The organism is Nocardia violaceofusca NBRC 14427, assembly GCF_963869435.1.
Taxonomy (GTDB): Bacteria; Actinomycetota; Actinomycetes; order Mycobacteriales; family Mycobacteriaceae; genus Nocardia; species Nocardia aobensis.
Map to the genome: position 1 here is coordinate 301010 of NZ_CAWMPM010000005.1, position 23953 is coordinate 324962.

Sequence of the window (23953 nt, forward strand, 5' to 3'; positions counted from 1 at the left end):
CGTGAGCGCGCGGTTTCGCGGTTCCCGGCAGCTCCGCGTTCTGCTTGTTCGAGCCATGCGGCGCCGGTGCTGCCTGGGCACGTGTCTGAAGTTCTCGGGGTTAGGAGCCTGTATGTCGAACCGTCCGGCGAATGTTTCACGGGAAACAACATCCCGGGTGCCCGGAATGCTGGACAGCGGCGGCCTCGAGGGAGATGAATTCGCCAAGACAGCATTCGGAAATATCTCCGCCGCCGAAACCCCTATCGCGGCCGAGGCGCATCGCGCCAGCCAGGTCCTGCACCCCGGCTCGCTCAGCATCCCCAAGCCGCGGGAACAACGCATCATCACCATCGCCAATCAGAAGGGCGGCGTCGGCAAGACGACGACGGCCGTGAATCTCGCTGCCGCACTGGCGCTGCAGGGAATGACAGTGCTCGTCATCGATCTCGACCCCCAGGGCAATGCCAGCACGGCGCTCGGCGTCGAGCACCACTCCGGTGTGCCGTCGAGCTACGAACTGCTGATCGGTGAGATCTCGGTGCAGGACGCGATTCAGCGCAGCCCGCACAACGAACGCCTGCTGTGCATTCCCGCGACGATCGATCTCGCAGGCGCCGAAATCGAATTGGTCTCCATGGTCGCCCGTGAGGGCCGATTGAAAGCCGCCATCCAAGAGGCCAACCTGGCGGGCTACGACATCGACTACGTCATGATCGACTGCCCGCCTTCTCTCGGTCTGCTGACCGTCAACGCGATGGTGGCGGCCAAGGAAGTGATGATCCCGATCCAGTGTGAGTACTACGCGCTGGAGGGCGTCGGCCAGCTGCTGCGCAATATCGGTCTGGTGCAGGCACATCTGAATCCGGAGCTGCACGTCTCGACCGTCGTCCTCACCATGTACGACGGCCGGACCAAACTCGCCGACCAGGTTGCCGAAGAGGTTCGCGGCCACTTCGGTGACGCGGTGCTGCGCTCGGTTATTCCGCGCAGCGTCAAGGTTTCCGAGGCGCCGGGCTACGGCATGACCGTGCTCGATTACGATCCTGGTTCCCGCGGCGCGATGAGTTATCTCGACGCGGGGCGGGAGATCGCGGCCCGCTCGGCCGTCATCCAGAGCCGAGCGACGCCGGGCCAAGAAGGCGCTGCGGTCGGTACGGCTGGTGCAGCACAGGAAAGGGGTCGGTAGGCCGATGAGTCAGGCGAAGAAGGGTGGCTTGGGGCGCGGACTGGCCGCGTTGATTCCGACCGGTCCTGCCGATGTGCAGGGACTCGGAAGTGCGGCAGCCAATGCGGTGATCGGACTCGATCCGATCGGCCCGCATCCCGCGTCGGCCTATCTGCATCGGGTTCCCGATGCGGCCGAGGAATCGGGTGCCGGTGCGGTATATCGGGAGATTCCGCCGGATCAGATCGAGCGCAATCCGAAGCAGCCGCGGCAGGTCTTCGAAGAGGATGCGCTCGCCGAACTCGTCCATTCGGTGCGGGAATTCGGCCTGATGCAGCCGATCGTGGTGCGGGTGCTGGAGTCCTCCTCCCCCACTCCGCGCTATCAGCTGGTGATGGGTGAACGGCGATGGCGAGCCTGCCAGGAAGCCGGCCTGGAGACCATCCCGGCGATCGTGCGCGAGACCACCGACGACGCCATGCTGCGCGATGCGTTGCTGGAGAACATCCACCGGGTGCAGCTGAATCCGCTCGAAGAGGCGGCGGCCTATCAGCAGCTGTTGGAGGAATTCGGCGTCACCCACGAGGAACTGGCGAACCGAATCGGCCGATCCCGACCGGTCGTCACGAATATGATTCGCCTGTTGAAGTTGCCGATTCCGGTGCAGCGACGGGTCGCGGCCGGCGTGCTCTCCGCCGGACATGCTCGTGCCCTGCTCGGATTGGAAGCGGGTGCCGAGGCGCAGGAGCGATTGGCCGAACGCATCGTCGCCGAGGGGTTGTCGGTTCGTGCGACCGAGGAGGCCGTCACTCTCGCGAACCGCTACCCCGAAGACGAAGTGAAGCCGACGCCCAAGCGGAGGCAGATTTACGCACCGGGGTTGGACAAGGTCGCCGAGCGACTGGCCAATTCGTTCGACACCAGGGTGACGGTGAGTATGGGCAAGAAGAAGGGCAAGATCGTCGTCGAGTTCGGTTCGGTCGACGATCTGGAGCGCATTGTCGGGCTGATGGAGCAACAACAGCTCTGACGAGACAGACCCCTGGGGTTCGGCGAGAAACGTCACTGTGACACCGCTGTTTTTCGCGCCGATCCGAATGTGCCGCGATCGATAAGGGATGGGAAATGAGGCGTTCGCTTTGATCGCATATTCTTGCTGGCGAGAAGATGTTGATGCGGCGTGAGCATAGATGAATCGGAAAGCTGGAGGCTGAGCAGAGCGGTGTCGACCAGCGTGACCGCACTAACCCTCGGCGGACTGGACAAACTTCCGGCACACGCGCGTCGATGCGTGTTCTGGGAGATCGACCCGGCCGTGGCGGCAGATTCCCGTGAATTCAGCGACCCCGTCTTCGAAAAAGAGGCGTGGTTGTCGACGGTGATGCTCGAATGGGGATCCTGCGGACAGATCGCTGTGGTCGACGGTCAGCCGGCCGGATGTGCGCTGTATTCGCCGCCGAGTGTGGTGCCGCGCGCGGCATTGTTCCCCACCTCCCCCGTGAGCCCGGATGCGGTCCTGCTGACCACGCTGCGGGCCGAACCGCCGCACAATGACGGAGATATCGCCCATCGGTTGATTCAGGCCGTCGTCGGCGATCTGATGCGCCGAGGTGTGCGAGCGATCGAGGCCTTCGGAATTCGCACCGATCCGGCCGCGACCGCGCTGCCGGCCCGCGGAGTGCGGTCCATGTTCTTCATGGAGCGCATCGACTCGCCGGGGCACGGGATCGCCTCCGCCCCGCGACAGAAGGCCAACAGCGCCTGTTCGCCCGAAAGCTGCATGATCGACGCGGACTTCCTCGAGGACGTCGGATTCTCGGTGGTGGCACAACACCATCGATTTCCGCGCCTGCGGCTGGAACTCGACAGCGATCATCTGTGGAAGGAAGACGTCGAGCGCGCTCTGGACCAGCTGCTGGCCGCCGCCGCCATGCAGGCCCAGCCGGGCGTTCCCTGCCACTGACACGAAAAAGGGCCACCGACACGAAAAAGGAAGGCGCCCCCGGGATCGAATTCCAGGGGGCGCCTTCCTCTGGTATCCGGGACCTACATTCGATCGGCCGCGGCCAATTCCTCGGCCAACAGCTCGGCGAAGGTATAAGTGCCGGTGGGCTGATCGTCCTGGCCGAGCAGATACAGCCGCTTGACCGAGATCAGAATGGCCTCCGCGATCACATCGCGCATCCGGGGATTGGTCAATACCGAGGCGTCGTAATCGTTTGTCAGGTATCCGATATCGACCTGGACGGTCGGCATCTTCGTCAGTCGCAGCAGGTCCCAGGTGCGGGCGTGGGTGCGGCAGTCCTGCAACGAGGTTCGCGCCACGATCTCACGCTGGATGAATCCCGCCAGCACCTGGCCGATCATCGACACCGAACCGTGCGAATTCCCGAAGTGGAAACTGGCCACACCGCCCGCGGACGAACTGAGATTTGCCGCACAGCGCAGCGAGATCATCAGATCCGCGTCGAAGGTGTTCGAGGTCTCGGCGCGTTCGGCGTCGGTCGGGTTGGCGCCCCACGGGCGGGACAGGAACGTCTCCATGCCGGTGGCGGCCATCCGGCCCTCCAGGCGGCTCGCCAGATCCCAGAGGATCTCCGATTCGTACACGTCGCCGAATTCCGTCGGCACGGCCAAACCCTTGTCCTCGCCGCCCATTCCGGGGTCGATGACGATGCGCTTCCCGGTCAGCTGCGGGCCGGCCCGGTGGACGACCTCCTCCTCGGCGATGCGATGCGGATTGCCACCGGTGACCCGCGCGCCGAGCAGTTCCAGCGAACGCAGTGTGTCCGGACCGCAGATGCCGTCGGCGGACAGGCCGATCTCACGCTGGAAGGCGGTGAGCGCATCGTGGGTGTGCGGGCCGAAATAGCCGTCGATGCGATGAACGTAGAAGCCCAGATCCTGCAGGCGGCGTTGCAGAGTGGCGACGTCGTCGCCGTACAGCGGCGCCGAGAGCTGATAGATCAGGGTGCGAGCGCCGAGGCGATAGGAGGCCTCCTTCAGCGCGCGATAGGTGGCGGGCCCGACGACCCCGTCGACCAACAGGCCGCGCTGCTGCTGGAAAGCGCGTACGGCCGAATCGAGTTCACGATCGAAGACGGCGTCGGAGTCCTTCCAGTACTCCCCCTGCCCACCGGACCGGTCGGTCCCGTGCGGGTGTGGATGGAATCCGAGACTTGCCAGGGTGCTCCGGACCTCAGCGACGGCTGGACCAGTATCGCCGTGACGAAGTCGGTGCATGCGTGAGAGCCCTTTCCTTCCGCCAACCCGGGTACCCACTTATGCGATGGCACACACCCTCGCACGACCGGAGCGTCGGTCGATTGTCTCAGACCCGAGCCGTATTTCGGCAATTCTCCGGGTGCCGAAATAGTACACAGCCATCGGGTCCCGGAGTGCCTCCTGGTGAAACCGCATCGGGGCCCCGGACCGGGCACGCTCGCGACGTACCCTGACCCGGGGCCTCGACCGGGAGAACTCAGATGATGCCTTCGAGTTCGCGCAACAGCGCGGCCTTACCCTTGGCACCCACGATGCGCTTGGCCTCCTTACCGCCGGAGAACAGGATCATCGTCGGCAATGCCATCACACCGTAGTCGCGGGAGCTGGTGGGGTTGGCGTCGGCGTCGACCTTCGCCACGGTGAGCTTGTCGCCGTGCGCCGCGGCGATCTCCTCCAGCACCGGTGCGACCATCTTGCACGGGCCACACCAGGAGGCCCAGAAGTCGACGAGCACCGGCTTGTCGCTGCCGAGCACATCCTGTTCGAAGGTGGCGTCGGTGACGGTCTTGGTGGCTGTTTCGGACATGGCGGAACTCCTAGCGGTGTGCGGTGACGCGATATTCGAGAGGCTTCGGGGCGGATCAGCCGGCGGTCACTTCCACCGGATTGCCGGCGTGATCGAGTGTGTTGCTGGTGATGTCGCCCTTCTCGGCGAGCCAGCGTTCGGCGTCGATCGCCGAACGGCAACCGGTACCGGCGGCGGTAATGGCCTGGCGGTAGGTGTGATCGACCAGATCGCCGGCCGCGAAGACGCCGTCCACCGAGGTCGCGGTACCGGGCTCGCGAACCTTCACGTAGCCCTCGGCATCGAGATCGACCTGACCACGGACCAATTCGCTGCGCGGGTCGTGGCCGATCGCCACGAACAGGCCGGTGGCCGCCAGTTCGGAGGTTTCACCGGTCTTGGTGTCGCGCAGGGTGAGACTCGTCACGGCCGTGTCGCCGTGCACCTGGACCACCTCGGAGTTCAGGCGGAAGCGAATCTTCTCGTTCGCCTTCGCCCGCTCGAGCATGATGCGGGAGGCGCGGAATTCCTCGCGGCGATGCACGATGGTCACGCTGGAGGCGAATTTGGTGAGGAAGGTCGCCTCCTCCATCGCGGAATCGCCACCGCCGACCACGACGATGTCCTGGCCCTTGAAGAAGAAGCCGTCACAGGTCGCGCATGCGCTGACACCGCGGCCGAGCAGCTCCTGCTCACCCGGTACACCCAGGTAGCGGGCCGCCGAGCCCATGGCCAGGATGATCGCGTAGGCCTGGTAGACCTCGCCACCGACCGTGACCGACTTGATCGGGCCGGAAAGATCGATCGCCTCGACATCCTCGGTACGGATATCCGCGCCGAAGCGCTTGGCCTGCTCACGCATCTCTTCCATGAGATCGGGGCCCATGATGCCGTCGCGGAAGCCGGGGAAGTTCTCCACCTCGGTCGTCGTCATCAGCGCGCCACCGAACTGGGTGCCCTCGAACAGCAGCGGTTCGAGCTCGGCCCGGGCAGCGTAGACCGCGGCGGTGTAGCCGGCGGGGCCGGAGCCGACAATGATCAGATCGCGTACAGGCGTGCTCATGATGCCCTTCCGAAGTGTGTTCAACAGGCGTGTCGGTCAACAACAGGGTAAACGTAGATGTTCCCGCCGCCGACCGGCCGTACTCGAGACCGCGCCCGGAAACATCGCCGTCGACGAGGCGTTCGCGCACCTCGAGCACCGTCAGCCGATGTCGCGCATCTCGAGGATCTGCGGATCCGCTGCGCTGCAGCCGGTCCGGACGACCAATGCGGTGATCTTGGGCGGACGCGGGCCGGTGAGCAGGATCAGCACGGCCGATTCACCGCGATATGTGACATTCGTAGAGCCGAGCACCGTGCGGTCCGGAACCGCGGCTTTCACGCAACCGGCCATGGCCCCCGGCCCCGAGAGCGCGCCGGTGACGTCGTTGCGGCCCATGGCACTCAGCACGGCCGCGGAGGACAGCTCGTCATCGAGGGCGACGGTGGCGCTGTGCTGGGCCGGCAGGGCTTTCGGGCGCACCGGGCGATCGGTCACCGCGTCCACAGCGACCAGGGTTCCGGCGATGACGGCCACTGCCGCCGCGGCCGCGGTGAACCAGCGCCATCGCTTCGCGCGGTGACCGTCCAGCGAAATCGGTTCGCCCGGGCCCGCCGCGCCGGGAACAACGGCGTCCTGCTCGAGCGGTTCCCCGGGCAGCGGTTCCTCGGGCATCGGTTCCCCGGGCAGCGCATCCCGCGGTACCGCGTCCAGAGCCGGCATCGGACGGGTCGAGGGCGGCTCGCCGCCCGATCCGTCGCCGTAGAGATGGTGGACAGTGGCGACCGGCTGCGGCTGCTCGCCGCGCGACAACTCGTCCAGCAGCGCGTCCAACCGGGCCGCTACCCGGGTCGGGATCGGATGCAGAATGTGGTCGTCCAGGCTCAGCGCGCGTAACTCGGCGCTCACGCCGTCGAGCGAGTGCAGAAAACGAACGGCGTCGGGGTCCCGGCGAACTTGCGGCCACAGCAGCTCGGCCTGTTCGGGAGGGACGTTGTCGGCGTGCAGATCGGCCAGCAGATCGGTGGAGAACGGAGGGCGCGGCACCGGACGGGCTGCCATCACACCTCCTGTGTCCGCTTCGTCGCCCCACACCCCGGAACGGCGTCGCCGCGCGGCGAATTCGCCCTTGTCGTCCATCGCCTCTCCGGGTCCGGCCTCATGATGTAGCGCCTGTCATCGCAGCGATGCGGCGGCAGGCACAACGAATAATTGTCCGTCTATTAGTAATGACGCTTCTCGGCTACGTCCGGTTCCCCGGATTTCGCAGGAATTCCAATTCCTGTTCCAGCCGTTTACGGCCACGGGCGCAGCGACTTTTGATCGTCCCCTCGGCGACGCCCAGCAACTGCGCCGCTTCCGCTACGGTATACCCTTCCATGTCGATCGCAACCAGCGCTGCTCGCTGATCGGGCGGCAGCGTGAACAGTGCCGCGGCGACCACCATCCTCACCTCGCGCTGCGCGATGTCGTCGCGTTCCACCGCCGGTTCGGCCACGGACTCGTCCGACAGCGACGTCGCGGGCCGGGACTTGTTGCGCCGCATACGATCCAGGCACGCGTTGACCACGATGCGATGCAACCAGCTGCGTACCTCCGCATCCCCGCGGAAGGTGGCGGCATTGCGGTGCGCGGACAGCAGCGCGTCCTGCAGCGAATCGGCGGCATCCTCCGGAGTGCGGCAGGTGCGCAGCGCCAATTGCCAGAGCCGGTGGTAATGGCGGCGGAACAGAATGCCGAAAGCATCGCGGTCGCCGGCGACATGGGCGGAAAGTAATTCGAAATCGGTGGTTTCGTCCGGATCGATCGAGCGACGACGGACAGCAGACGACTCCGGTGTCCCCCCACTGGCGATCGCTTCGAACGACACACAAACCCCTTGGACAGCGCTCACGGCGGCACGAAGTCCTACACCGGACAGGCCGCTAATTCCGCATCATCCAGGACCGAGACACCAGATCCCAGGAAGCTCCCCTGCTGAGAGCGCGCTGTGAATCATAACGTTCATTACGAATCGGTAGCAACCAGAGCGAGGCGATATCACGGGACCGGGACGGTCGCCGGCCGCGACGGCACGAATCAGGAGGCGGCCTCGAAGCGAATGTCGCCGAGCGATGTCTGGAACTGGCCGCCGGTGTTGGCCAGTTGGGTGATCCAGATCAGGACGTAGCGAGCCTGTTGATCGGACTGCACGGGGATCGTGGTGGTGCCGTCGGCCAGGGTGGCCTGGCCGACGAGCTGAGTCTGATCCAGGGTGGGGACCGCGGTGGGCGAGGTCCGCACCTCGACCACCGTGCCCGGTGACGCGGAATCGATGACGACCTTGCTCACCTTGCTGGGACCGGGCAGCGTCGCGAGCACGCCGATCCCCTTCTTCAGAGCCGGAAACTGCTGGAAGTACTGATCGGTGTGCCAGGTGGTTGTCGGATTTCCGTCGAGCAGCGCCGACACGTTGCCGGGACTGTCCGGGGTGCCCTCCGGGGAGTACACCGAGACGCCCGTGGCCTGCAGCGGAAGTCCGGCAGCCGTGGTCGGCGCGGGTCCCGCGGACTGCGCCGCCGGGGCGGTCGGTGCGACGCTGGCCGTGGTCAGGCCCAGTTTGCGCTGCTGTTCGTTGAGCGGTTCGTCGGCCGAGCCCGGCGCGAAGATGCTCAGCAGCCACCAGATGATCACGCCGACCACCAGCGCCGCGAGCACACCCAGACCGACCAGGATCCACAGCATTCGCTGCGACCGCTCCCGCTCGGCGGCGAGCAGTTCCGGATCGGCGAGGGTCTCGTCCGGATTCGCCACCGCACGCTGGCCCAGACGCAGGACCGGGATGAAGTCGGTCTTCTGGTCGACGACCGAGGCCTGCTCGAGCACGTGCTGCACGGTCGCCGCCGTCCGCACGCCCTTGTCGGCCTCGAGCGAGCGGACCGCCACCGCGGAAATCTCGAACGGCACCTCGGGACGAATCTGACGCGGTTCCACCGGAGAGCCGTCGCTGCCGAAATCGGCCAGCTTCAGCCCGCCGACGGTCGCCGCGGCACCGGTGACGCCGCCGGTGCGGATCGGCCAGCGCGCGGTGATCAGCGCGTACAGCATCGCGCCGAGGCCACGCACATCCGATTGCGCGTCGGAATCGGCCAAGGTGCCCGGGAAGGCCAGCACCGCATCGCCGGAGGCGCTGATGCGCACCCGGTCCGGATGATCGATCGACAGCGAACCGCCGCCGCGATGGGCCAGTTCGGCAGCCGCGGCGAGGGCCCGGATGGCCCGTGCCGCACCGATCGGCGAGGGCTGGGTCTCGGCCATCTCCCGCAGCGAGCGGCCGGGAGTCCACTCCGCGACCACGATGCCGCCCGAACTACCGCGCACCACATCGAGCACGCGGGCCAGGCCGGACGAGTTGATCCGGCCCAGGCGCAGCGTGCGCGAGAGGATGGCCTGCGGGCCGTCGTGGCCGGGATTGTCTGCGGCCTTCTGATCGGCATCGACGAAGGTGAGCGCGACCTCGCGGTCCAATTTCACATCCAAGGCCTGCCAGAACCGCAGTCCGCGTGCGCCACCGTGGTCGGCGAGCAGCCGATAGCGGCCACCCGCCACGGAGGCGCCCGGAATCAGTTTCGGACCGCGCGGTACCCGCCGGGACGGCGGTTCCACCCGCATCGGGGGCATCTCCGGCGAACCGACCGGCAGCATGCCGGTGTCGTAGGCCGGATCCCGCGGCGGCACCGCTCCGGGCGGCACCGCTTCCGCACCGTTGCCGCCGACCGCGTCCGCGGTGTTCGGCGCGTCGGGGACATTCCCGTCCACACCGGCTTCGGCGTCGGGCGCCGCACCGGCGTTCGACGCTTTCGTATGGTCGGATGCGGAGTCCCGAGTGCGGTCGGCCGGCGGAACACTCCCGGGCGGGACGTCGTCGGTGCGCACTGCGCCTGCCGCGTCGGCAGCCTCGGCGGAAGGCTGACCCTCCGCCGCGTCGTCGCTCACCCTCGCTCCTCCTTCGCCCTGAACTGTCGAAGTCCGTTGCGCCGGTGCAGCACCGGCATTTGCGTTTCTCTGCCGAACAGGGTACGGGAACTCGCCCTGGCCGGTGCGGTCAACCGCACCAGGACGGATTACCGGCAACACCATGGTCTGGGCGTCGGTGTACGGGTCGTAGCTGTAGTAATACGGAGCGGCCAGTTCCGGACGCGGCAGCACCATCGTGTCGTGCATATCGACCGCGGTGTCGTCCAGGCCGAGGTCGGGCGCCGGCGGGGTGAAGCCGAGGCGCCGCGACACCGCGACCGTGAGCGCGACGATCTCCGGAACACCCGCCAGGCGCATCAGGCCGAAGGCGACGCCGAACATGACGATCGCGTCCAGGCCGACCCGCAGTACCGACGCGAGGCCGCCGTCGAGCCGGGACAGGCCCAGCACCTGATCGATGATCAGTGTCACCGCCGCGCCGGCCACCGAGGCCAGCACCACGCGGGTGACGGTCCGGCCGACATTGGCCATCCGCAGATCGCCGAGACTGCGATGCAGCAGCCAGCCGCCGATCACCGCGCCGGTCACGAAGCCCAGACCGTTGGCCACACCCAAGGCGATGACGACGTGATCGTCACTGAAGAAGACCGGCGTGAGCAGCGACAACACGATCTTGACGCCGGTGATGCCGAGGATGATCCAGGTCGGTGTCCAGGCCTGCTCCCGCGCGTAGAACACCCGCAGGTGAATCAGCACCAGCGCATAGGGAATCAGCGTGAACGCCGACCAGGAGACCGCCTCGCCCAAGCGGCCGGCATCCGAACTGCCGAAATGGCCGTACCCGTACAGCGCCTGGCCGATCTGCGGACCCGCGATGGTGAGGAAGGTGACCACCGGGACCAGCGAAATCATGGTCAGACGGGTGGCGACGCCGAGGTCGTCGACCACCGCCGGATTGTCGTCGGCGGCGGCATTGCGGCTCAGGCGCGGCATGATCGCGGTCAGCAGCGTCACGCCGAGCACGCCGTAGGGCAGCTGCAGCAGCAGCCAGGCGTTCTGATAGATGGTCGGGCCCGCGACGTCGGCATGCGAGGAGACCCGGGTGGCGATGGTCCAGCCGATCTGGCTGATGAACACGTACAGGATGATGGCCGCGCCCATCCCGGCGAACTGCTTGAGCCGGGCGTCCACCCCCCACAGCGGGCGCAGATCGATGCCGAGCCGCCGGATGGCCGGCAGCAGGCTCACCATCTGAACGATGACACCGACGGTCACACCGACGCCGAGGACCAGCAGCTTCGGATCGCTCATCCGGACCGGATCGAGGCTGATCTCTCCCGGCGTGACCGCGTACAGGGTCAGAATCGCCAGTACGACCACGTTGTTCAGTACCGGCGCCCAGGCACCCGGTTTGAACACCTGATGGGTGTTCAGGATCGCCATGAGCAGGCCCGACATCCCGTAGAAGAGGATGGCCGGCAGCAGCAGGAAGGCGAGCGCCGTGGTCAGCGCGGTATTCACCTTGCCGTCGTGGGACAGGAAGATATGGGTGGTCATCACCGGGGCGGCGGCGACGGCCAGGACGGTGCCGATGGCCAACACCGTGAACGCCGCGGTGACCAGGCGGCGGACGAATGCCGCGCCGCGGTCGGGGTCCTCCTTCTCCGCGCGGACCAGGGTCGGCACCACGATGGCGGTGAGCACCGCGCCGAGCAGCAGCTCGGAGATCATGGTCGGGATCGTGCTGGAGACCGTGAACGCACTGGCGATGGCCGGGCCGAGCACGGTGACGAGCAACAGCTGCTTGACGAAGCCGGTGATGCGGCTGACCAACGTGGCGACCGCGATGGAGCCGGAGTCGCGGACCAATCGCGAAGTCGACGAGTCTTCCGGTTCCTGCTCGAGGACGGCCTGCTGGGCGGTGCGCGGACCTGCCGAATCGCTGCGCGCACGTGTCGGCCGTGCCGAATCCGGGCGCGCAGCAGCCGGACGCTCCCCTGCCGGCCGGCGGCGCGGCTCCGCCTCGGACGGCGGGATGTGGCGCGGCATCGCCCGCTCCGCGCGGGGTGCGCGAGGTACCTGGTCGACCGGACCGCTCGGCGGGCCCGGCGGATAGGACCGCCGCGGATCCGGACGCTGCGCATCCCGGCGCGGGAGTTCCCGGTTCTGGGCCTCGCGGTACTGGGGGTCCCAGTACCGAGGATCCTGATTCGGGGGCTCGACCGGCGGGCGCGGGCCGCGCTGCGGCGGACGGGGCCGTCCCGGCGGCGCGCCGTCCTGCGGCGGGCGAGCACCCCGATGATCCGTCGGGGGGACTTGACGGAACGGCTCGCTCGGTGGCGCATTCGGCGGTAGTGGCTGGCGTGGCGCGTTCGGCGGCGTCTGGCGCAGCGGCGCGCTCGGCGGGCTCTGCCGGCGCGGCGGATTCTGCGGTCCCGGATTCCGGGGCCCGTCGGGTGAATTCGGCGGGCCCGGACGGGGCGATGCCCCCGGTGGAATCTGGCGCGGGCCGGCACCCGGGGTCTGACGGATGGGTGCGCTGGGCGGTGTTTGCCGGCGCGGCGGCGGAGTGGGTCGTGCCCCGTTCGGGCCGGGTTTCCGGCCCACGGGGGGTACCTGCGGAATCGGGCCACTCAGCGGCCGCCGCGGATCGGCCGGATCGGGCCGGGCGTCGTTCGGCTGTAAGCGGTGCGGCGGCGTCCCGTTGGGTACGACACCGTTGGCGCCCGAGGGCGGCATCGAGGGATCGGGACTCAGCCGACGCGGTCCACGCTCCCACGGCGCGGCGGGCGCGCGTCGCGGAAACTGCTCGTCGTCGGCCTGATCGGGCACGACGGGGCCGTCGTACTCGGTCACCGGACCTCCGGTCTGCTCGGCATTCGGGCCGGCCCGTGAATCACCCGGTCGGAACGGCGAGCCGCTGCGCGATTGTCGCTCACTGTGCCTCGTGACCTGCGGGACACCCGCACCCGGTCGGCACATAAGCCGCTGCGCGATTGTCGCTCACTGTGCCTCCTCTTCCTGCAGTACTCGTTTGCGGGCGCGCAGGTATCGGTTGAGCCTGCGTCGTTTTCCCGGGTCCAAACCCTTGTCGGCCGGATCGGGCTGTCCCCGGAAGCGGCGCCACAGGCGGCGACCGGCGAGCAGGAAGAGCAGTGCACCGGCACATGCGGTAATTATCGCCAACGCTTGACCGTAAGCGTTCGAACGTACCGAAACCGAGGTGGCATTGCCGAGAGGCACTCCGGCCGGTGTGGTAAGGGATATCGGAATCACCAGGTTACGGCTGTCGCTCACCTTGGTCGGAATCTGGAACGACCGGGTACCCTCCGCCGGAAGCTGCTGCTCACCGATATCGGTGATATTCGTCTCGGCGGGCGCCCCGATCTTGAACCGGATCCGGATCGCGACCGGCAGATCGTTGCGCGCGACCAGCAGCAGCGGACTCTGCTCCGAGGCCAGCGTGTACACGCCGCCCGGCGGCAGCACGCTCACCGAGGAGAACAGCCCGTCCATGGTCCGGGTGGTCTGTTCGAGTCGTCGTTGCGCGGCGGTGTCGGCCTGCGCATCGGTACCGGTGCGGTCCGAGAGCGTCAGCACCCGGATGAGATCGTCGCGCAACGGGGTGAGGAACGTCCGTGGTGTCGGCTCCTGCTGGGGGATCTCCACCAGGGCGCTCATCAGATCGTCGATCCGATGTTCCTGCTGTCCGACCGGCGCGACGAACTGGTCGGGCACCGCCTGTGCCGCTGCGTCACCGGAGTAGTCCAGGTCGTACGGGCGCGGATCGACCGGCTGCGCGAGCAGGTCGGTGAAGGAACGCGGTGTCGCCAGACCGCTGCGGAACATGAGCTCCAGGTGCGAGAGCAGCGCTCCGGCCTCGTCGCGGTCGGCGCCCCACTGTTGCGGCGGCATGAGGAGGGTGGCGCGGGGACGGGTCTCGGTCGTATTCAGCACCGGCCAGCTCAGCGCGCCCAGTGCGTCCTGCAGTCGGGCGGTGCGGGAGTCGTTGGTGACCGCGTACCGGACGCGGTCGGGCGTGAACGCCGGAGTCGGCGGATTCGACCCGACCGCGGCCAGCGCGGTCGCCGACCACATGTCGAAGGTCGCGACCTTCAATCCGGAATCGGGCGCCGGCGGCGCGGCGTCGGGTTTGACAGGGGCGGCGGCCGGCAGGCGCACCATCTCCGGTACCACCGGCGCGATGTCCGCGGCGACGGAGGCGGTACTGCGCACCGTCGCCTCGCCGCGCCCGGAACCCGTTGCGGTGCTGAGGGAACCGCCCTCGGCGACCACATTCCCGGAGAGGACGGCGGTGGTGAAACCGCGCTCGGTCAGCATGGTCGCGGCATCGGCTCCGATGGCTCCGGAAGCGGGCAGACTCACCCCGCGCACGGATTTGACCGACAGCAGCGAATCGACGATATCCGCGGGCGCGGTGATAGCGCGGGCGACCAGATCGGCATCATGCACGCCGGCCAGCGCGGTCGGGTCGACCTGCGCGAACGGCAGCGCCACCGTGCACATCGTCGGCGCCAGCGCACGCAGCCGGTCGAGCCACGCGCGCGCGGCCTGCGGACCGGTGCCGTCGCGTGTGGGCCCGTCCGGATCCGACGGAGAGGCCAGCACTCGATATCCCTCGGTCATCTTCGACACGGTGAGCAGCAGATCCGGGTCCACGGCCAGGCACAGCGATCCGGCCAGTCCGGGACCCGCGCGGCCGGAATCGTGCGAGGGGTCGGGTCGCAGCGTCGACTCCAGGGCCGAGACCAGCTGATCCAAGCGGCCGCCCGCGGCCAGTTCCCCGGCCAGTTCGTCGTCGGTGAGCAGCGCCTTGCCGTCCACCGAGCCGGGGATGCCGGCGACCATGCGGGGCCGGTCGGCCAGCGGCCACAACATGGTGGTCGCCACCGGCGGCTGCGGTGCGGCCGGAACGGGTTGTGACCCCTCCGCCGCGGCATCGGCGCCGTTCGGCAGGGCGGGCAGGCCGAGGACCGGCAGCAGGAACCGCGCATCGTCGAGGTGCGCCTGAGTGCCGTAGGCCGGTTCGCCGTTCACATTCAGCAGCAGCGGATACACGCCCGGTTCGGTGATGCCGAGCGAGTCCGTGACCGGCGGATTGGCGGCCGCGTTGGACATGCCCTCGCGCACCCCGATCCGCAGGGTGAACTGTTTGCGCTGTCCGGGCCCCAACTGGTCGGCGACGTCCTGGAACTGCGCGCTGACCGGGAAGTCCGATTGATCCTGGCGCAGCGTGGAGCGCAGTTCGCCGGGTTCGGCGATGGCCGCCCCGCGCTGTACTCGCACACTGACGTCGTCCACCACGCGATCGCCGATATTGGTCACCGTGCCGGTCAGCGCGAGGACGGAATCGCTGGTGGTGGTGATCGTGCTCGGCGACACCGAATCGAGTGTGAGTTTGAGGAATTTCGGCGCTGCGGTCGAACCTCCCGACCCGGACGGCTGCGCATGGCTCGACCCGGCCGACGGCACGCTCAATACGGCGAGCGCCAGCGAGACGAGCAGGAGCACCCAGCGGTGCCCACTGCGACTCGCACGCGTCATTGTCTGCCGCTCTCCATCCGATCTATCAGCCGATTCGCGACCTCGGCCAGACGCCGCTCGTCGGCGTAGGCGAGCCGGGAATCGAGTTCGCTCAACGGCACCCAGGCCACCTTGGTGACCTCGACGTCGGCATCGGAGAGCTCACCCCCCAACGACCGCATCAAGTAATGGTGCACGGTCTTGTGTACCCGACGGCCTTCGGTGACGAACCAGTAGTCGATGCTTCCCAGTTCCGCGACCACCCGGCCGTTGATGCCGGTCTCCTCGGCGACCTCCCGGACGGCGGTCTGCTCGGCCGTCTCCCCCTCTTCGATATGCCCCTTCGGCAGCGACCACAGCAATCGGCCGCGGCGGTCGGTGCGGCCGATGAGCGCGGCGCAGCGCTGTTCGGCGGGCCCGTCGAGGCCGTCGACGACCAGGCCGCCCGCCGAGGTTTCCCGGACGGTGCGCATACGAGGTTTCGCCGCATTACCGGCCGAACCGCGGCGCCGGGGCTGGCGGCGTCGACTGTTCGCGCGATCGGCCGGAGACACCGGGTCAGTCTAGCCGCGCCGGATCGATGCACTGAACGTGTTCGATGCCGAGTTCATGCCGCAGCGCGGCGGGGCATCCGTCCGGTCCGGGCGGGTGCGCACCAACTAAGCTGCGTTTCCGTGGTTTCGCCGAAGTCCGTTGACGCAGAAGTGGAGGACGGCACACAAGTGAAAGGAAGGGCCGTGTCCGACCCCGACGATGATCGCCGGACGCGATTGCTTGCCGCGGCGGCGATCACCCTGGGCCGGCTCTCGGATGTCCTGACTCCGCTGGGCGGCCTGTTCGCCGCGCGCGGCCACGAGCTGTACCTGGTCGGCGGCAGCGTGCGCGACGCCGTGCTGGGCCGGCTCGGCACCGATCTGGACTTCACCACCGACGCCCGGCCCGAGGTCGTACTGGAGATCGTGCGCGGTTGGGCCGACCATCTCTGGGACACCGGCGGTTTGGCGTTCGGCACGGTGAGCGCGTCGAAATCGGGCCGGCAGCTGGAGATCACCACCTTCCGCAGCGACAGCTACGACCGCGTCTCGCGTAACCCCGAGGTCACCTTCGGTGACAGCCTCGAGGGTGATCTGGTCCGCCGCGACTTCACGGTCAACGCGATGGCCGTACGTATCGGCCCGGCCGGTGATCTGGAATTCGTGGATCCGCTCGACGGCATGGCGGCCCTGCTCGCCGGTGTGCTGGATACTCCTGCGGCGCCGGAGGATTCGTTCAACGACGATCCGCTGCGCATGCTGCGCGCGGCCCGCTTCGTCTCCCAGCTCGGCTTCGAGGTGGCGCCACGGGTGCGGGTGGCGATCGCTCTGATGGCCGACGAGATCCGCCGCATCACCGCCGAAAGGGTGCGTACCGAACTGGACAAGCTGATCGGCGGTGAATATCCCACCGACGGTATAGACATCATGTGCGAGACCGGGCTGGCCGAACGGGTACTGCCCGAGGTTCCGGCGATGAAGCTGGAGATCGACGAACACCATCAGCACAAGGACGTCTATCAGCATTCGCTGACGGTGCTGCGCCAGGCCATCGATCAGGAGTCGGGCGATCCGGATCTGGTGCTGCGCTGGGCCGCGTTGCTGCACGACATCGGCAAACCGCCGACCAAGCGCAACGAACCCGGCGGCGGTGTCAGCTTCCACCACCACGAGGTCGTCGGCGCGAAAATGGTGCGAAAGCGCATGCGCGCCTTGAAATATCCGAAGCAGTTCACCGAGGACGTGGCGCGGCTGGTGTATCTGCACCTGCGTTTCCACGGCTACGGCAAGGGCCAGTGGACCGATTCGGCGGTGCGCCGCTACGTCACCGATGCCGACGACCTGCTGCCGCGGCTGCACAAACTGGTGCGCGCGGACTGCACCACCCGCAACAAGCGCCGCGCCGCACTGCTGCGCTCGACCTACGACGATCTGGAAGCCCGGATCGAACGCCTGCAGCAGGAGGAGGATCTGCAGCGGGTACGTCCGGACCTGGACGGCAACGCGATCATGGAACTCCTCGGCCTGGAGCCGGGACCGCAGGTCGGCCGCGCCTGGCGCTACCTGAAGGAACTGCGGCTGGATCGCGGTCCGCTGACTCGCGACGAGGCCGAGGCCGCCCTGCTGGAATGGTGGAACGCAGGCGGACAGTAGCGCCGCGGAACCGGACTCGGCGGTCCGGAGGTCTCAGAACACGATCAGCGTGGTTCCGGCGACGATCGCCGCCCGCATCTGCCCGAGGTCGAACGAGCCGGTGACCTGCGGCAGTTCGAGCCGGAAATGCACCCTGTCGCCCTGCCGGTCGGCACGCACGATGCGCACGTCGTTGGGCAGGTCCGCCAGCGTGACCGGCGCCACCGACACCCAGCGCCGCGGCACCCGGACGCCGGACCAGGCAGCCTGGTGGACCGCGATCGTAACGAGGTTGTCGCTGATGGCGGCGTCGACCAGCGCCTGGAATTTACGGGTGCGATGGCGCGCGCTGATCAATCCGCTCGGATGCACCTCGAACCGCCAGTTCAGCCGCTTCTCGTTGAGCCATTCGACCAGCGCCGCGGTGGTCACGGTGCCGGTGACGTCGAGTCCGGCGGTGCGCACCTTCGTCGGGACACCCGGAATCAGCCGCACTCCGTGCGCGATCACCGTCATCTCCTCGATCGGATGTCCGTTCCAGCGCAGCTCGGTCAGCACCGTCTTGGTCTGGAAGTGGGCGCCGCGGCGGCGCACCTTGAGGGTCTGCAGAATCGCGGTCAGATCGTGGCCGAGCAGGGTGGCGGTGACCTCCCGGCCGCCGAAGCGGCTCAAAATCCCCTCGCTGAGCAGCGTCATCAGCACATCCGGCATGAGTGCGGTGACAGTTCCCGCCCCGAGATCCGCCACCGGGTCGAGCCATGCGGTGGTGAAAGCCGTCCACTGATCCAGCAACTCCGGGTCGAACAGCCGCCGGCCCAGGTCCACTGCTCGCAACGGCGACCAGGATTTGGGATCGAAATAGGTGGCCATGATTGCTTCGAGAGTACTGGCCGCCGGTGAATACGCGAGGTGGTGTCGATGACATTTCCTCGCGCGGCCTACTCGCGCGGGCCTACGGATCGGCGGGTTCCGGTGCGGTCGGATCGTTCAGCGTCGCGTGCATCAGGTAGACGTTGTAGCTGTCCCAGGCCGACATCGTGAAGTAGAGGTCCTTACCGGTCGACCAGGGGTGGATGAAACCGCCGTAGGCCTTCGGGTAGTCGTTCGTATCGGCCAGCACGGTGCCGTCGGTCCAGGCTCCCTGCGGTTCGGTCGCGGTGCGCAGCACGATCGCGTGCCGAGCCGGGTCCAGGTACACCATCTGCCATTGCTTGCTCGACTCGTCGTAGCGCACCGACAACTCGCCCGCGATGCCGGGAAGCAGCGGCGTGGCGCGATTCTCCTGCGCGGGGGCCCAGGTGCCGTCGACCCAGTACTGATACGCGGACTTGTTCAGCACGTCCTTCTTCGGCACCCGCGCCAGGCCGATCATGCCGATGCGGCCGTTGGGCGTGCCGAACATGTAGACGTAGTCGCCGTGCGGCACCATCGTCGCGACCTGGAAGCGATCGATGCCGAACATGTTGTCCCACTTGGCGTACTGATCCTTGACCCAGGTACTGCCGCCGTCGTCGGAGTAGGCCAGACCACCGTTGTTGGTCCACCACATCCCCGGGACCCTGCTCCAGTGATTGACCGACATGTAGCTCATGTACTGCCGGTCGCCGAGGGCGAATCCGGAGGTGGGGATCACCGTGGTCTCGAAGTTCTTGATCTTGCGGCTGTTCAGCAGTTCGGCGGCGTGGCAGCGGCTGTCCTGCACCATGTCGTCGATGATCAGGCCCTTGGACAGGTCCCGTTCGGAGCTGAACCCGAGCACATTCGATCGCCAGTCCGGTCCGCCGGCCTGGCCGTACTCCCAGCCCTTGCCGAACGTGTCGCCGAATACCACCGCGACCTTGCCCGGTCCGGTCTCCCACATGATGCCGAGATCGGTCCCGTCGACCTGCCAGCGCATATCGGTGCGGTTGACCGAGCCGTGGCCGGTCACCTGATTGACCAGCTTCACGTTCTCGACCGTGCGCGGCGCGGGTGCCACCGCGACCGCGCCCGGGTCGGTCGACGGCCGCACCGGCGTCGGCGGGGTCTCCGGCGCCGGCGGTTCGCCGCCGGGGATGGGGATCGGAATCGGTTCGGGTTCGGGATTGATATTGATGTTCGGCAGATTGAACGGGCCGGAATTCGATCCCGAGCCGGTGCCGGACCCGGACCCGGAACCTGTGCCCGAGCCACTGTTCGAGCCGGGTGCCGAACCGGAGCCGGATGCCGATCCGGAGTCGGGGGCGGATTCGCCCGGCGCGGAAGGATCTTCGGTCGGCGGTGGTTTCGGCGTATCGCGAATGTCCGGGCACGGGTTGTGGCACGGGTCCGCCGGCAGTGGTTGCGGGACGATCCGGGTGTTGTCCGGCCGCGGGCCGGGCACGGGTACGGGCACGATCTCCGGCACCGGCACCGGGATGTCGATCCTGGGCGGAAGAATCGGCGGCGCAGGCGCATTCGGATCGGGCTGACGCGCGAGCGGATCGAATCCCGTTTCGCCGCAGGCATTCTTCGGTGGTGGCGCCCACGGGGCGAGTTCGGCCGACGCGGGGACGGGTGCGAGCGTGCCGAACACCAGCAATCCGGTGACCGCGGGCGTGAAAATCGCCGAGGCACAGCGCTTTCCGATGTGGGTGGAGCCGCGCGCCGCCGCCGCTCCGCCGGCAGCAGCTCTCCCCGTCGCGTTGTTCCCGAACACCGCACTCCTCGACTACCACTCGCACCGCTGGTGACATGCACTGTCAGTCACCGCATCAGCTGGGACCGAGCACAGCGGCTAACAATCTAACCGATCAGCCGGGATGCGTCTGCGAACGTCCGGAGGAATCGCGTGGCGTGCGCCGGCGGCTGTTGACCGCGATCGCCGCGATCCCCAGCGCGTACAGTCCGGCGCCGGCCGCCACCACACCGAGCGAACGGCCGTCGGCGGGAATGACCAGGGCGGTCACGGCGACGGCGACGACGAACGTGATGTTGAAAATCGTGTCCTGCAGGGCGAATACCTGTCCGCGCCGAGCGTCGTCGACATCGATCTGCAGGGTCGCGTCGCCGGTCAGTTTCACCATCTGCCCGGCCATGCCGAGCAGGAACGCGCCGGCCAGCAGCAGTTGGTGGGCCCGATGTTCGGCCGCGCCGGTGGCGACGGTGATCGGCGGGACCAGTGTCGCCTGCACCAGCAGCGCCGCCGACAGTCCGGCGACCACCGTGCGCGGGCGCCCGAGCCGCGGAATCAGCAGCGGCGTCAGCACCGCGGCGGCGAGCATGCCCGCGGCGACCGCGGTGATCGCGACGCCGAAGCCGACCAGTCCCGAACTCGCCGACATGCCGGATTCGTTGGGGCGACGCAGGACCAGCACCATGAGCAGGGTGTTGGCGCCGAAAACGATGCGGTGGGTGCCGACGCCGATCATCGCGGTGGTGCAATCCCGCGATTCGGCGACCGCACGGGCGCCGGTGCGCAGACCGGTCAACACGGCGCGCACGGACTCGGCGGTCGCGCCGCGCCCGGACGCACCGATTCGATGTTCGGGTCCGAGCTGATGGCGCGTGAAGCCGATCGCGGCCACCGCCGAGATCGCCGACCCGCAGGCACTGGCCGCCACCGCCACCGCACCCGCGACGTCCCCCGCGCCCACCGCCCCGATGATCGCCACCGCGACCGCGGCACCCGCCCCGGCGCATCCCGATGCCACCGTGGCCAGGACCGAATTCATCGGCACCAGCCAGCGCTGTTCCAGCACCCGAGGCAGCGACGCCGAGATCCCGGCCAGGACGAATCGGCTGATCCCGACCACCGCGAGCGCCAGCAGCAACAGCGGCGTATCGCGGATTCCGGCCCACAGCCCGACCGCGGTCACCACTATCAACACCGCCCGCAGCACATTGGCGATCAGCAGCACCATCCGCCGGTCCCAGCGGTCCAGCATCGCTCCGGCATACGGTCCGATCACCGAATACGGCAGCAGCAGTACCGCGAACCCGCCCGCGATGGCCAGCGGATCGGTGGCACGTTCGGGATTGAACAGAATCGCACCCGACAGCGCTGCTTGAAACATTCCGTCGCCGAACTGTCCGGAGAACCGGATCAGCGCCAGCCGCGGCATTCCGGGCCGGCGGACGGCGGCGGCCACCGCGGCCCGCCGCGCGGCGTCGGGTCGCATTTCGGTTCACCTCCGGATCAATGTGCGGGGCCGGTGCGCAGCCACGGTAGAATCTACCCGGCGGCCTCGACAGCAGCTCGAGAGGAGGACCCCCGTTGTCCACACTCACGACACCACACATCGATGTTCATCGCGCCGGCGATCGCATGAAAACCCGTGTGGCATGGCTGGATTCGAAGCATTCGTTCTCGTTCGGCGAGCATTACGATCCGGAGAACACCCATCACGGGCTGCTGCTGGTGAACAACGAGGACATCGTGTTGCCGGGCGAGGGATTCGACACTCATCCGCATCGCGATATGGAAATTGTCACCTGGGTTCTGAACGGATCTCTGGTGCATCAGGATTCGCTCGGACATGCTGGTGTCATCTATCCCGGATTGGCGCAGCGAATGAGCGCGGGAACCGGAATTCTGCATTCGGAAAAGAATGATTCGTGGCGGCTTCCGCCCGAACAGGGCGGCACGTCGCCGCATTCCGAAGCGGTTCATTTCGTGCAGATGTGGGTAGTACCGGACGAGCCGGGAATTACTCCCGGATATCAGCAACTGGAAATCGACGACGAACTGGACCGCGGCGGCCTGATCACGGTCGCCACGGGTATGCCGCGCTATCGCGATCGCACCGCGATCGCGATCAGCAGCAGCCATTCCGCCCTGCACGTCGGGCGTATGCCCGGTGCGGCGGGAGCGGCTGCGGGGCAGGCGATCACCCTGCCCGAGGCGCCCTACCTGCATGTCTTCGTCGCCCGCGGCGAGGTCGAGATGGAGGGCGTCGGAACCCTCTACGAGGGCGACGCGGTGCGGATGACCCGAAGCGGTGGGCAGCGCATCGTCGCCGAGGTTCCGGCGGAAGTCCTGGTGTGGGAAATGCACGCACGTCTCGGCGGTCAATAGAGTCGGCAGACGCGGCCGTCGAGGGCCCGTGCGTCAGAGGAGAGGACAGCGATGACCGAGAATCCACCGCCCGGGAACTACCCCCCGCCGGAACCGTATCCGCAGTCGGGTGGCGAACCCGGACGTCCGGGCGAATATCCCCAGCAACCGGGCCAGTACGCACAACAACCCGGCCAGTACGGCCAGCAGCCCGGACAGTATCCGGGTGGATACCCCCCGCCGCCTCCGGGCGGCTATCCCGGTCCGCCGGGACAGGGCACCTGGGAGCAGCCCAGGGGCAAGGGGCTGGCCATCACGGCGCTGGTCCTCGGCATCATCGCCGTGCTGACCTGCTGGACGGTGGTGGGCGGCATCCTGTTCGGCCTGGTCGCCCTGATCTTCGGCATCATCGCGACGGTCAAGGCGCGGCGCGGCACCGCGGCCGGGGGCGGGATGGCGATGGCCGGTCTGGTCCTGGGCCTGCTCGGCCTGATCGCCGGGATCGTGATCGCCGCCATCGGGGTCAACTTCTTCGTCAACAACGGCGGCAAGGATTTCCTCGACTGTGTGAACAAGGCCAACGGCGATCAGTCGAAGATCGACCAGTGCCAGCGTGATTGGAATCAGACGCTGGAGAACAAGTACAGCGTGACCCTGAGTCCGCGGCCGACCTCCTGATCGCCGCGGGTCAGTACGGGTCCGGCCGGCACTGGCGGGTTGCGGTGAGCACCTCGGCCAGTTCCGGCCGGTAATCGCTGTGCGGCGAATCGATCCACACCCGGTATCCGGTGCGCTCGTCGGCCGGTGAGGGCAGCACGATGGTGGTACCCGGTGCGACCAGGGCGGCGCAGCGATGGAACATATCGGACGCGATCGCGGCGTCGGTGGCCGATTCGTCGACATGTCCGGTCAAGAAGGTCCAGCGCGCCGAGCGCGGATGTCCGATGATCGGCCCGCGATGTCCGCGCACGGTGAGATATTCGCGAATCGGTGCTCCGAGGGCGGCCGGCACGGTGATCGCGCCGACCGGGCCTATTTCCAACAGGATGCGACCTCGGACCGGTTCGACGATGCCGTAGAGCCCGTTCTCTTTCCGGTAGCGACGGCAGCGGACCAGCGCTTCCTGGGTGACTGCGCGCGGCGCGGTGGTGATGGTGGTGATATTCGGTTCGATCGCGCCGGCCATCGGGTCGCGCGTGCTCATGGCGAACCTCGTCTCGTCGTCGAGTGCAGTGCCACCGATACGCAGACCGTATCCCCGTACAGTTGAAATGACAATAGTCAGAGGCGTGTC

Annotated in this window: 18 protein-coding genes; 6 read left to right on the plus strand and 12 right to left on the minus strand. The window is 67.7% G+C overall.

Annotated features, from left to right (window positions below; all coding sequences use genetic code 11):
• Nucleotides 1-166 precede the first annotated feature (166 nt).
• The 3 genes from AC5592_RS06030 (at nucleotide 167) to AC5592_RS06040 (ending at nucleotide 3110) form a co-directional block, all read left to right on the plus strand.
• Nucleotides 167-1168: a ParA family protein gene (locus AC5592_RS06030; protein ID WP_232329231.1), complete on the plus strand. Its 1002-nt coding sequence runs from the start codon at nucleotides 167-169 to the stop codon at nucleotides 1166-1168.
• Nucleotides 1169-1172: 4 nt separating this feature from the next.
• Nucleotides 1173-2177: a ParB/RepB/Spo0J family partition protein gene (locus AC5592_RS06035; RefSeq protein WP_036507430.1), complete on the plus strand. Its 1005-nt coding sequence runs from the start codon at nucleotides 1173-1175 to the stop codon at nucleotides 2175-2177.
• 192 nt (nucleotides 2178-2369) lie between these two features.
• Nucleotides 2370-3110 (plus strand): hypothetical protein, encoded by a 741-nt coding sequence (locus AC5592_RS06040; RefSeq protein WP_036507428.1) that lies wholly within the window; start codon nucleotides 2370-2372, stop codon nucleotides 3108-3110.
• An 83-nt stretch (nucleotides 3111-3193) separates the two neighbouring features.
• Here AC5592_RS06040 and AC5592_RS06045 read toward each other — a convergent pair whose 3' ends face one another.
• From AC5592_RS06045 to AC5592_RS06080, 8 genes are all read right to left on the minus strand, one after another.
• Nucleotides 3194-4390: an N-acetylmuramoyl-L-alanine amidase gene (locus AC5592_RS06045; protein ID WP_036507426.1), complete on the minus strand. Its 1197-nt coding sequence runs from the start codon at nucleotides 4388-4390 to the stop codon at nucleotides 3194-3196.
• Between the two features lie 238 nt (nucleotides 4391-4628).
• The gene (gene trxA / locus AC5592_RS06050; protein ID WP_030514055.1) at nucleotides 4629-4958 is read right to left on the minus strand and encodes a thioredoxin; all 330 of its coding nucleotides are present in this window, start codon (nucleotides 4956-4958) and stop codon (nucleotides 4629-4631) included.
• A gap of 55 nt (nucleotides 4959-5013) precedes the next feature.
• Nucleotides 5014-6000, minus strand: coding sequence for a thioredoxin-disulfide reductase (gene trxB / locus AC5592_RS06055; protein WP_036507424.1), 987 nt, complete (start codon nucleotides 5998-6000; stop codon nucleotides 5014-5016).
• 141 nt (nucleotides 6001-6141) lie between these two features.
• Nucleotides 6142-7041, minus strand: a complete 900-nt coding sequence (locus AC5592_RS06060) for an RsmA family anti-sigma factor (RefSeq protein WP_157121608.1) — start codon at nucleotides 7039-7041, stop codon at nucleotides 6142-6144.
• 181 nt (nucleotides 7042-7222) lie between these two features.
• On the minus strand, nucleotides 7223-7786 hold the full coding sequence (sigM, locus tag AC5592_RS06065) for an RNA polymerase sigma factor SigM (protein WP_063063701.1): 564 nt from the start codon (nucleotides 7784-7786) through the stop codon (nucleotides 7223-7225).
• A 272-nt stretch (nucleotides 7787-8058) separates the two neighbouring features.
• Complete coding sequence (murJ, locus tag AC5592_RS06070) at nucleotides 8059-11985, minus strand: murein biosynthesis integral membrane protein MurJ (RefSeq protein ID WP_232329213.1); 3927 nt, start codon at nucleotides 11983-11985, stop codon at nucleotides 8059-8061.
• A gap of 954 nt (nucleotides 11986-12939) precedes the next feature.
• Entirely contained in the window at nucleotides 12940-15501 is a 2562-nt protein-coding gene (locus AC5592_RS06075; RefSeq protein ID WP_063063640.1) for a DUF6049 family protein, read from the minus strand.
• Nucleotides 15498-16034, minus strand: a complete 537-nt coding sequence (locus tag AC5592_RS06080) for an NUDIX hydrolase (protein WP_064923396.1) — start codon at nucleotides 16032-16034, stop codon at nucleotides 15498-15500. Before AC5592_RS06080 ends, AC5592_RS06075 begins: the two co-directional genes overlap by 4 nt.
• Nucleotides 16035-16217: 183 nt before the next feature.
• Between AC5592_RS06080 and AC5592_RS06085 the strand changes: the two genes are divergently transcribed.
• Complete coding sequence (locus AC5592_RS06085) at nucleotides 16218-17666, plus strand: CCA tRNA nucleotidyltransferase (RefSeq protein ID WP_036507449.1); 1449 nt, start codon at nucleotides 16218-16220, stop codon at nucleotides 17664-17666.
• 33 nt (nucleotides 17667-17699) lie between these two features.
• Here AC5592_RS06085 and AC5592_RS06090 read toward each other — a convergent pair whose 3' ends face one another.
• The 3 genes from AC5592_RS06090 to AC5592_RS06100 form a co-directional block, all read right to left on the minus strand.
• Nucleotides 17700-18515: a hypothetical protein gene (locus tag AC5592_RS06090; protein WP_063063641.1), complete on the minus strand. Its 816-nt coding sequence runs from the start codon at nucleotides 18513-18515 to the stop codon at nucleotides 17700-17702.
• An 82-nt stretch (nucleotides 18516-18597) separates the two neighbouring features.
• Nucleotides 18598-20199 carry a DUF4185 domain-containing protein gene (locus AC5592_RS06095; protein ID WP_232329232.1) on the minus strand — a complete coding sequence of 534 codons (1602 nt, stop codon included), beginning with the start codon at nucleotides 20197-20199 and terminating at the stop codon, nucleotides 18598-18600.
• A gap of 217 nt (nucleotides 20200-20416) precedes the next feature.
• Complete coding sequence (locus AC5592_RS06100) at nucleotides 20417-21784, minus strand: MFS transporter (protein ID WP_051025306.1); 1368 nt, start codon at nucleotides 21782-21784, stop codon at nucleotides 20417-20419.
• Between the two features lie 95 nt (nucleotides 21785-21879).
• On the opposite strand from AC5592_RS06100, the gene AC5592_RS06105 reads away from it, so the two are divergent.
• Nucleotides 21880-22680: a pirin family protein gene (locus tag AC5592_RS06105; protein WP_036507411.1), complete on the plus strand. Its 801-nt coding sequence runs from the start codon at nucleotides 21880-21882 to the stop codon at nucleotides 22678-22680.
• A gap of 51 nt (nucleotides 22681-22731) precedes the next feature.
• A complete protein-coding gene (locus AC5592_RS06110; RefSeq protein WP_036507407.1) occupies nucleotides 22732-23337 on the plus strand; it encodes a DUF4190 domain-containing protein in 606 nt (201 codons plus the stop codon).
• A gap of 10 nt (nucleotides 23338-23347) precedes the next feature.
• On the opposite strand, the gene AC5592_RS06115 is transcribed toward AC5592_RS06110, so the two are convergent.
• A complete protein-coding gene (locus AC5592_RS06115; protein WP_036507404.1) occupies nucleotides 23348-23863 on the minus strand; it encodes a hypothetical protein in 516 nt (171 codons plus the stop codon).
• Between the last annotated feature and the right edge of the window lie 90 nt (nucleotides 23864-23953).

Excerpts from the sequence above, each read along its gene's own strand:
- trxA (WP_030514055.1), bottom strand. The coding sequence starts at position 4,958 with ATGTCCGAAACAGCCACCAAGACCGTCACCGACGCCACCTTCGAACAG.
- AC5592_RS06075 (WP_063063640.1), bottom strand. The coding sequence starts at position 15,501 with ATGACGCGTGCGAGTCGCAGTGGGCACCGCTGGGTGCTCCTGCTCGTC.
- AC5592_RS06030 (WP_232329231.1), top strand. The coding sequence starts at position 167 with ATGCTGGACAGCGGCGGCCTCGAGGGAGATGAATTCGCCAAGACAGCA.
- AC5592_RS06100 (WP_051025306.1), bottom strand. The coding sequence starts at position 21,784 with ATGCGACCCGACGCCGCGCGGCGGGCCGCGGTGGCCGCCGCCGTCCGC.
- AC5592_RS06110 (WP_036507407.1), top strand. The coding sequence starts at position 22,732 with ATGACCGAGAATCCACCGCCCGGGAACTACCCCCCGCCGGAACCGTAT.
- AC5592_RS06115 (WP_036507404.1), bottom strand. The coding sequence starts at position 23,863 with ATGAGCACGCGCGACCCGATGGCCGGCGCGATCGAACCGAATATCACC.
- AC5592_RS06045 (WP_036507426.1), bottom strand. The coding sequence starts at position 4,390 with ATGCACCGACTTCGTCACGGCGATACTGGTCCAGCCGTCGCTGAGGTC.
- AC5592_RS06090 (WP_063063641.1), bottom strand. The coding sequence starts at position 18,515 with ATGGCCACCTATTTCGATCCCAAATCCTGGTCGCCGTTGCGAGCAGTG.
- AC5592_RS06035 (WP_036507430.1), top strand. The coding sequence starts at position 1,173 with ATGAGTCAGGCGAAGAAGGGTGGCTTGGGGCGCGGACTGGCCGCGTTG.
- trxB (WP_036507424.1), bottom strand. The coding sequence starts at position 6,000 with ATGAGCACGCCTGTACGCGATCTGATCATTGTCGGCTCCGGCCCCGCC.
- murJ (WP_232329213.1), bottom strand. The coding sequence starts at position 11,985 with ATGCCGCGCCACATCCCGCCGTCCGAGGCGGAGCCGCGCCGCCGGCCG.
- AC5592_RS06060 (WP_157121608.1), bottom strand. The coding sequence starts at position 7,041 with ATGGCAGCCCGTCCGGTGCCGCGCCCTCCGTTCTCCACCGATCTGCTG.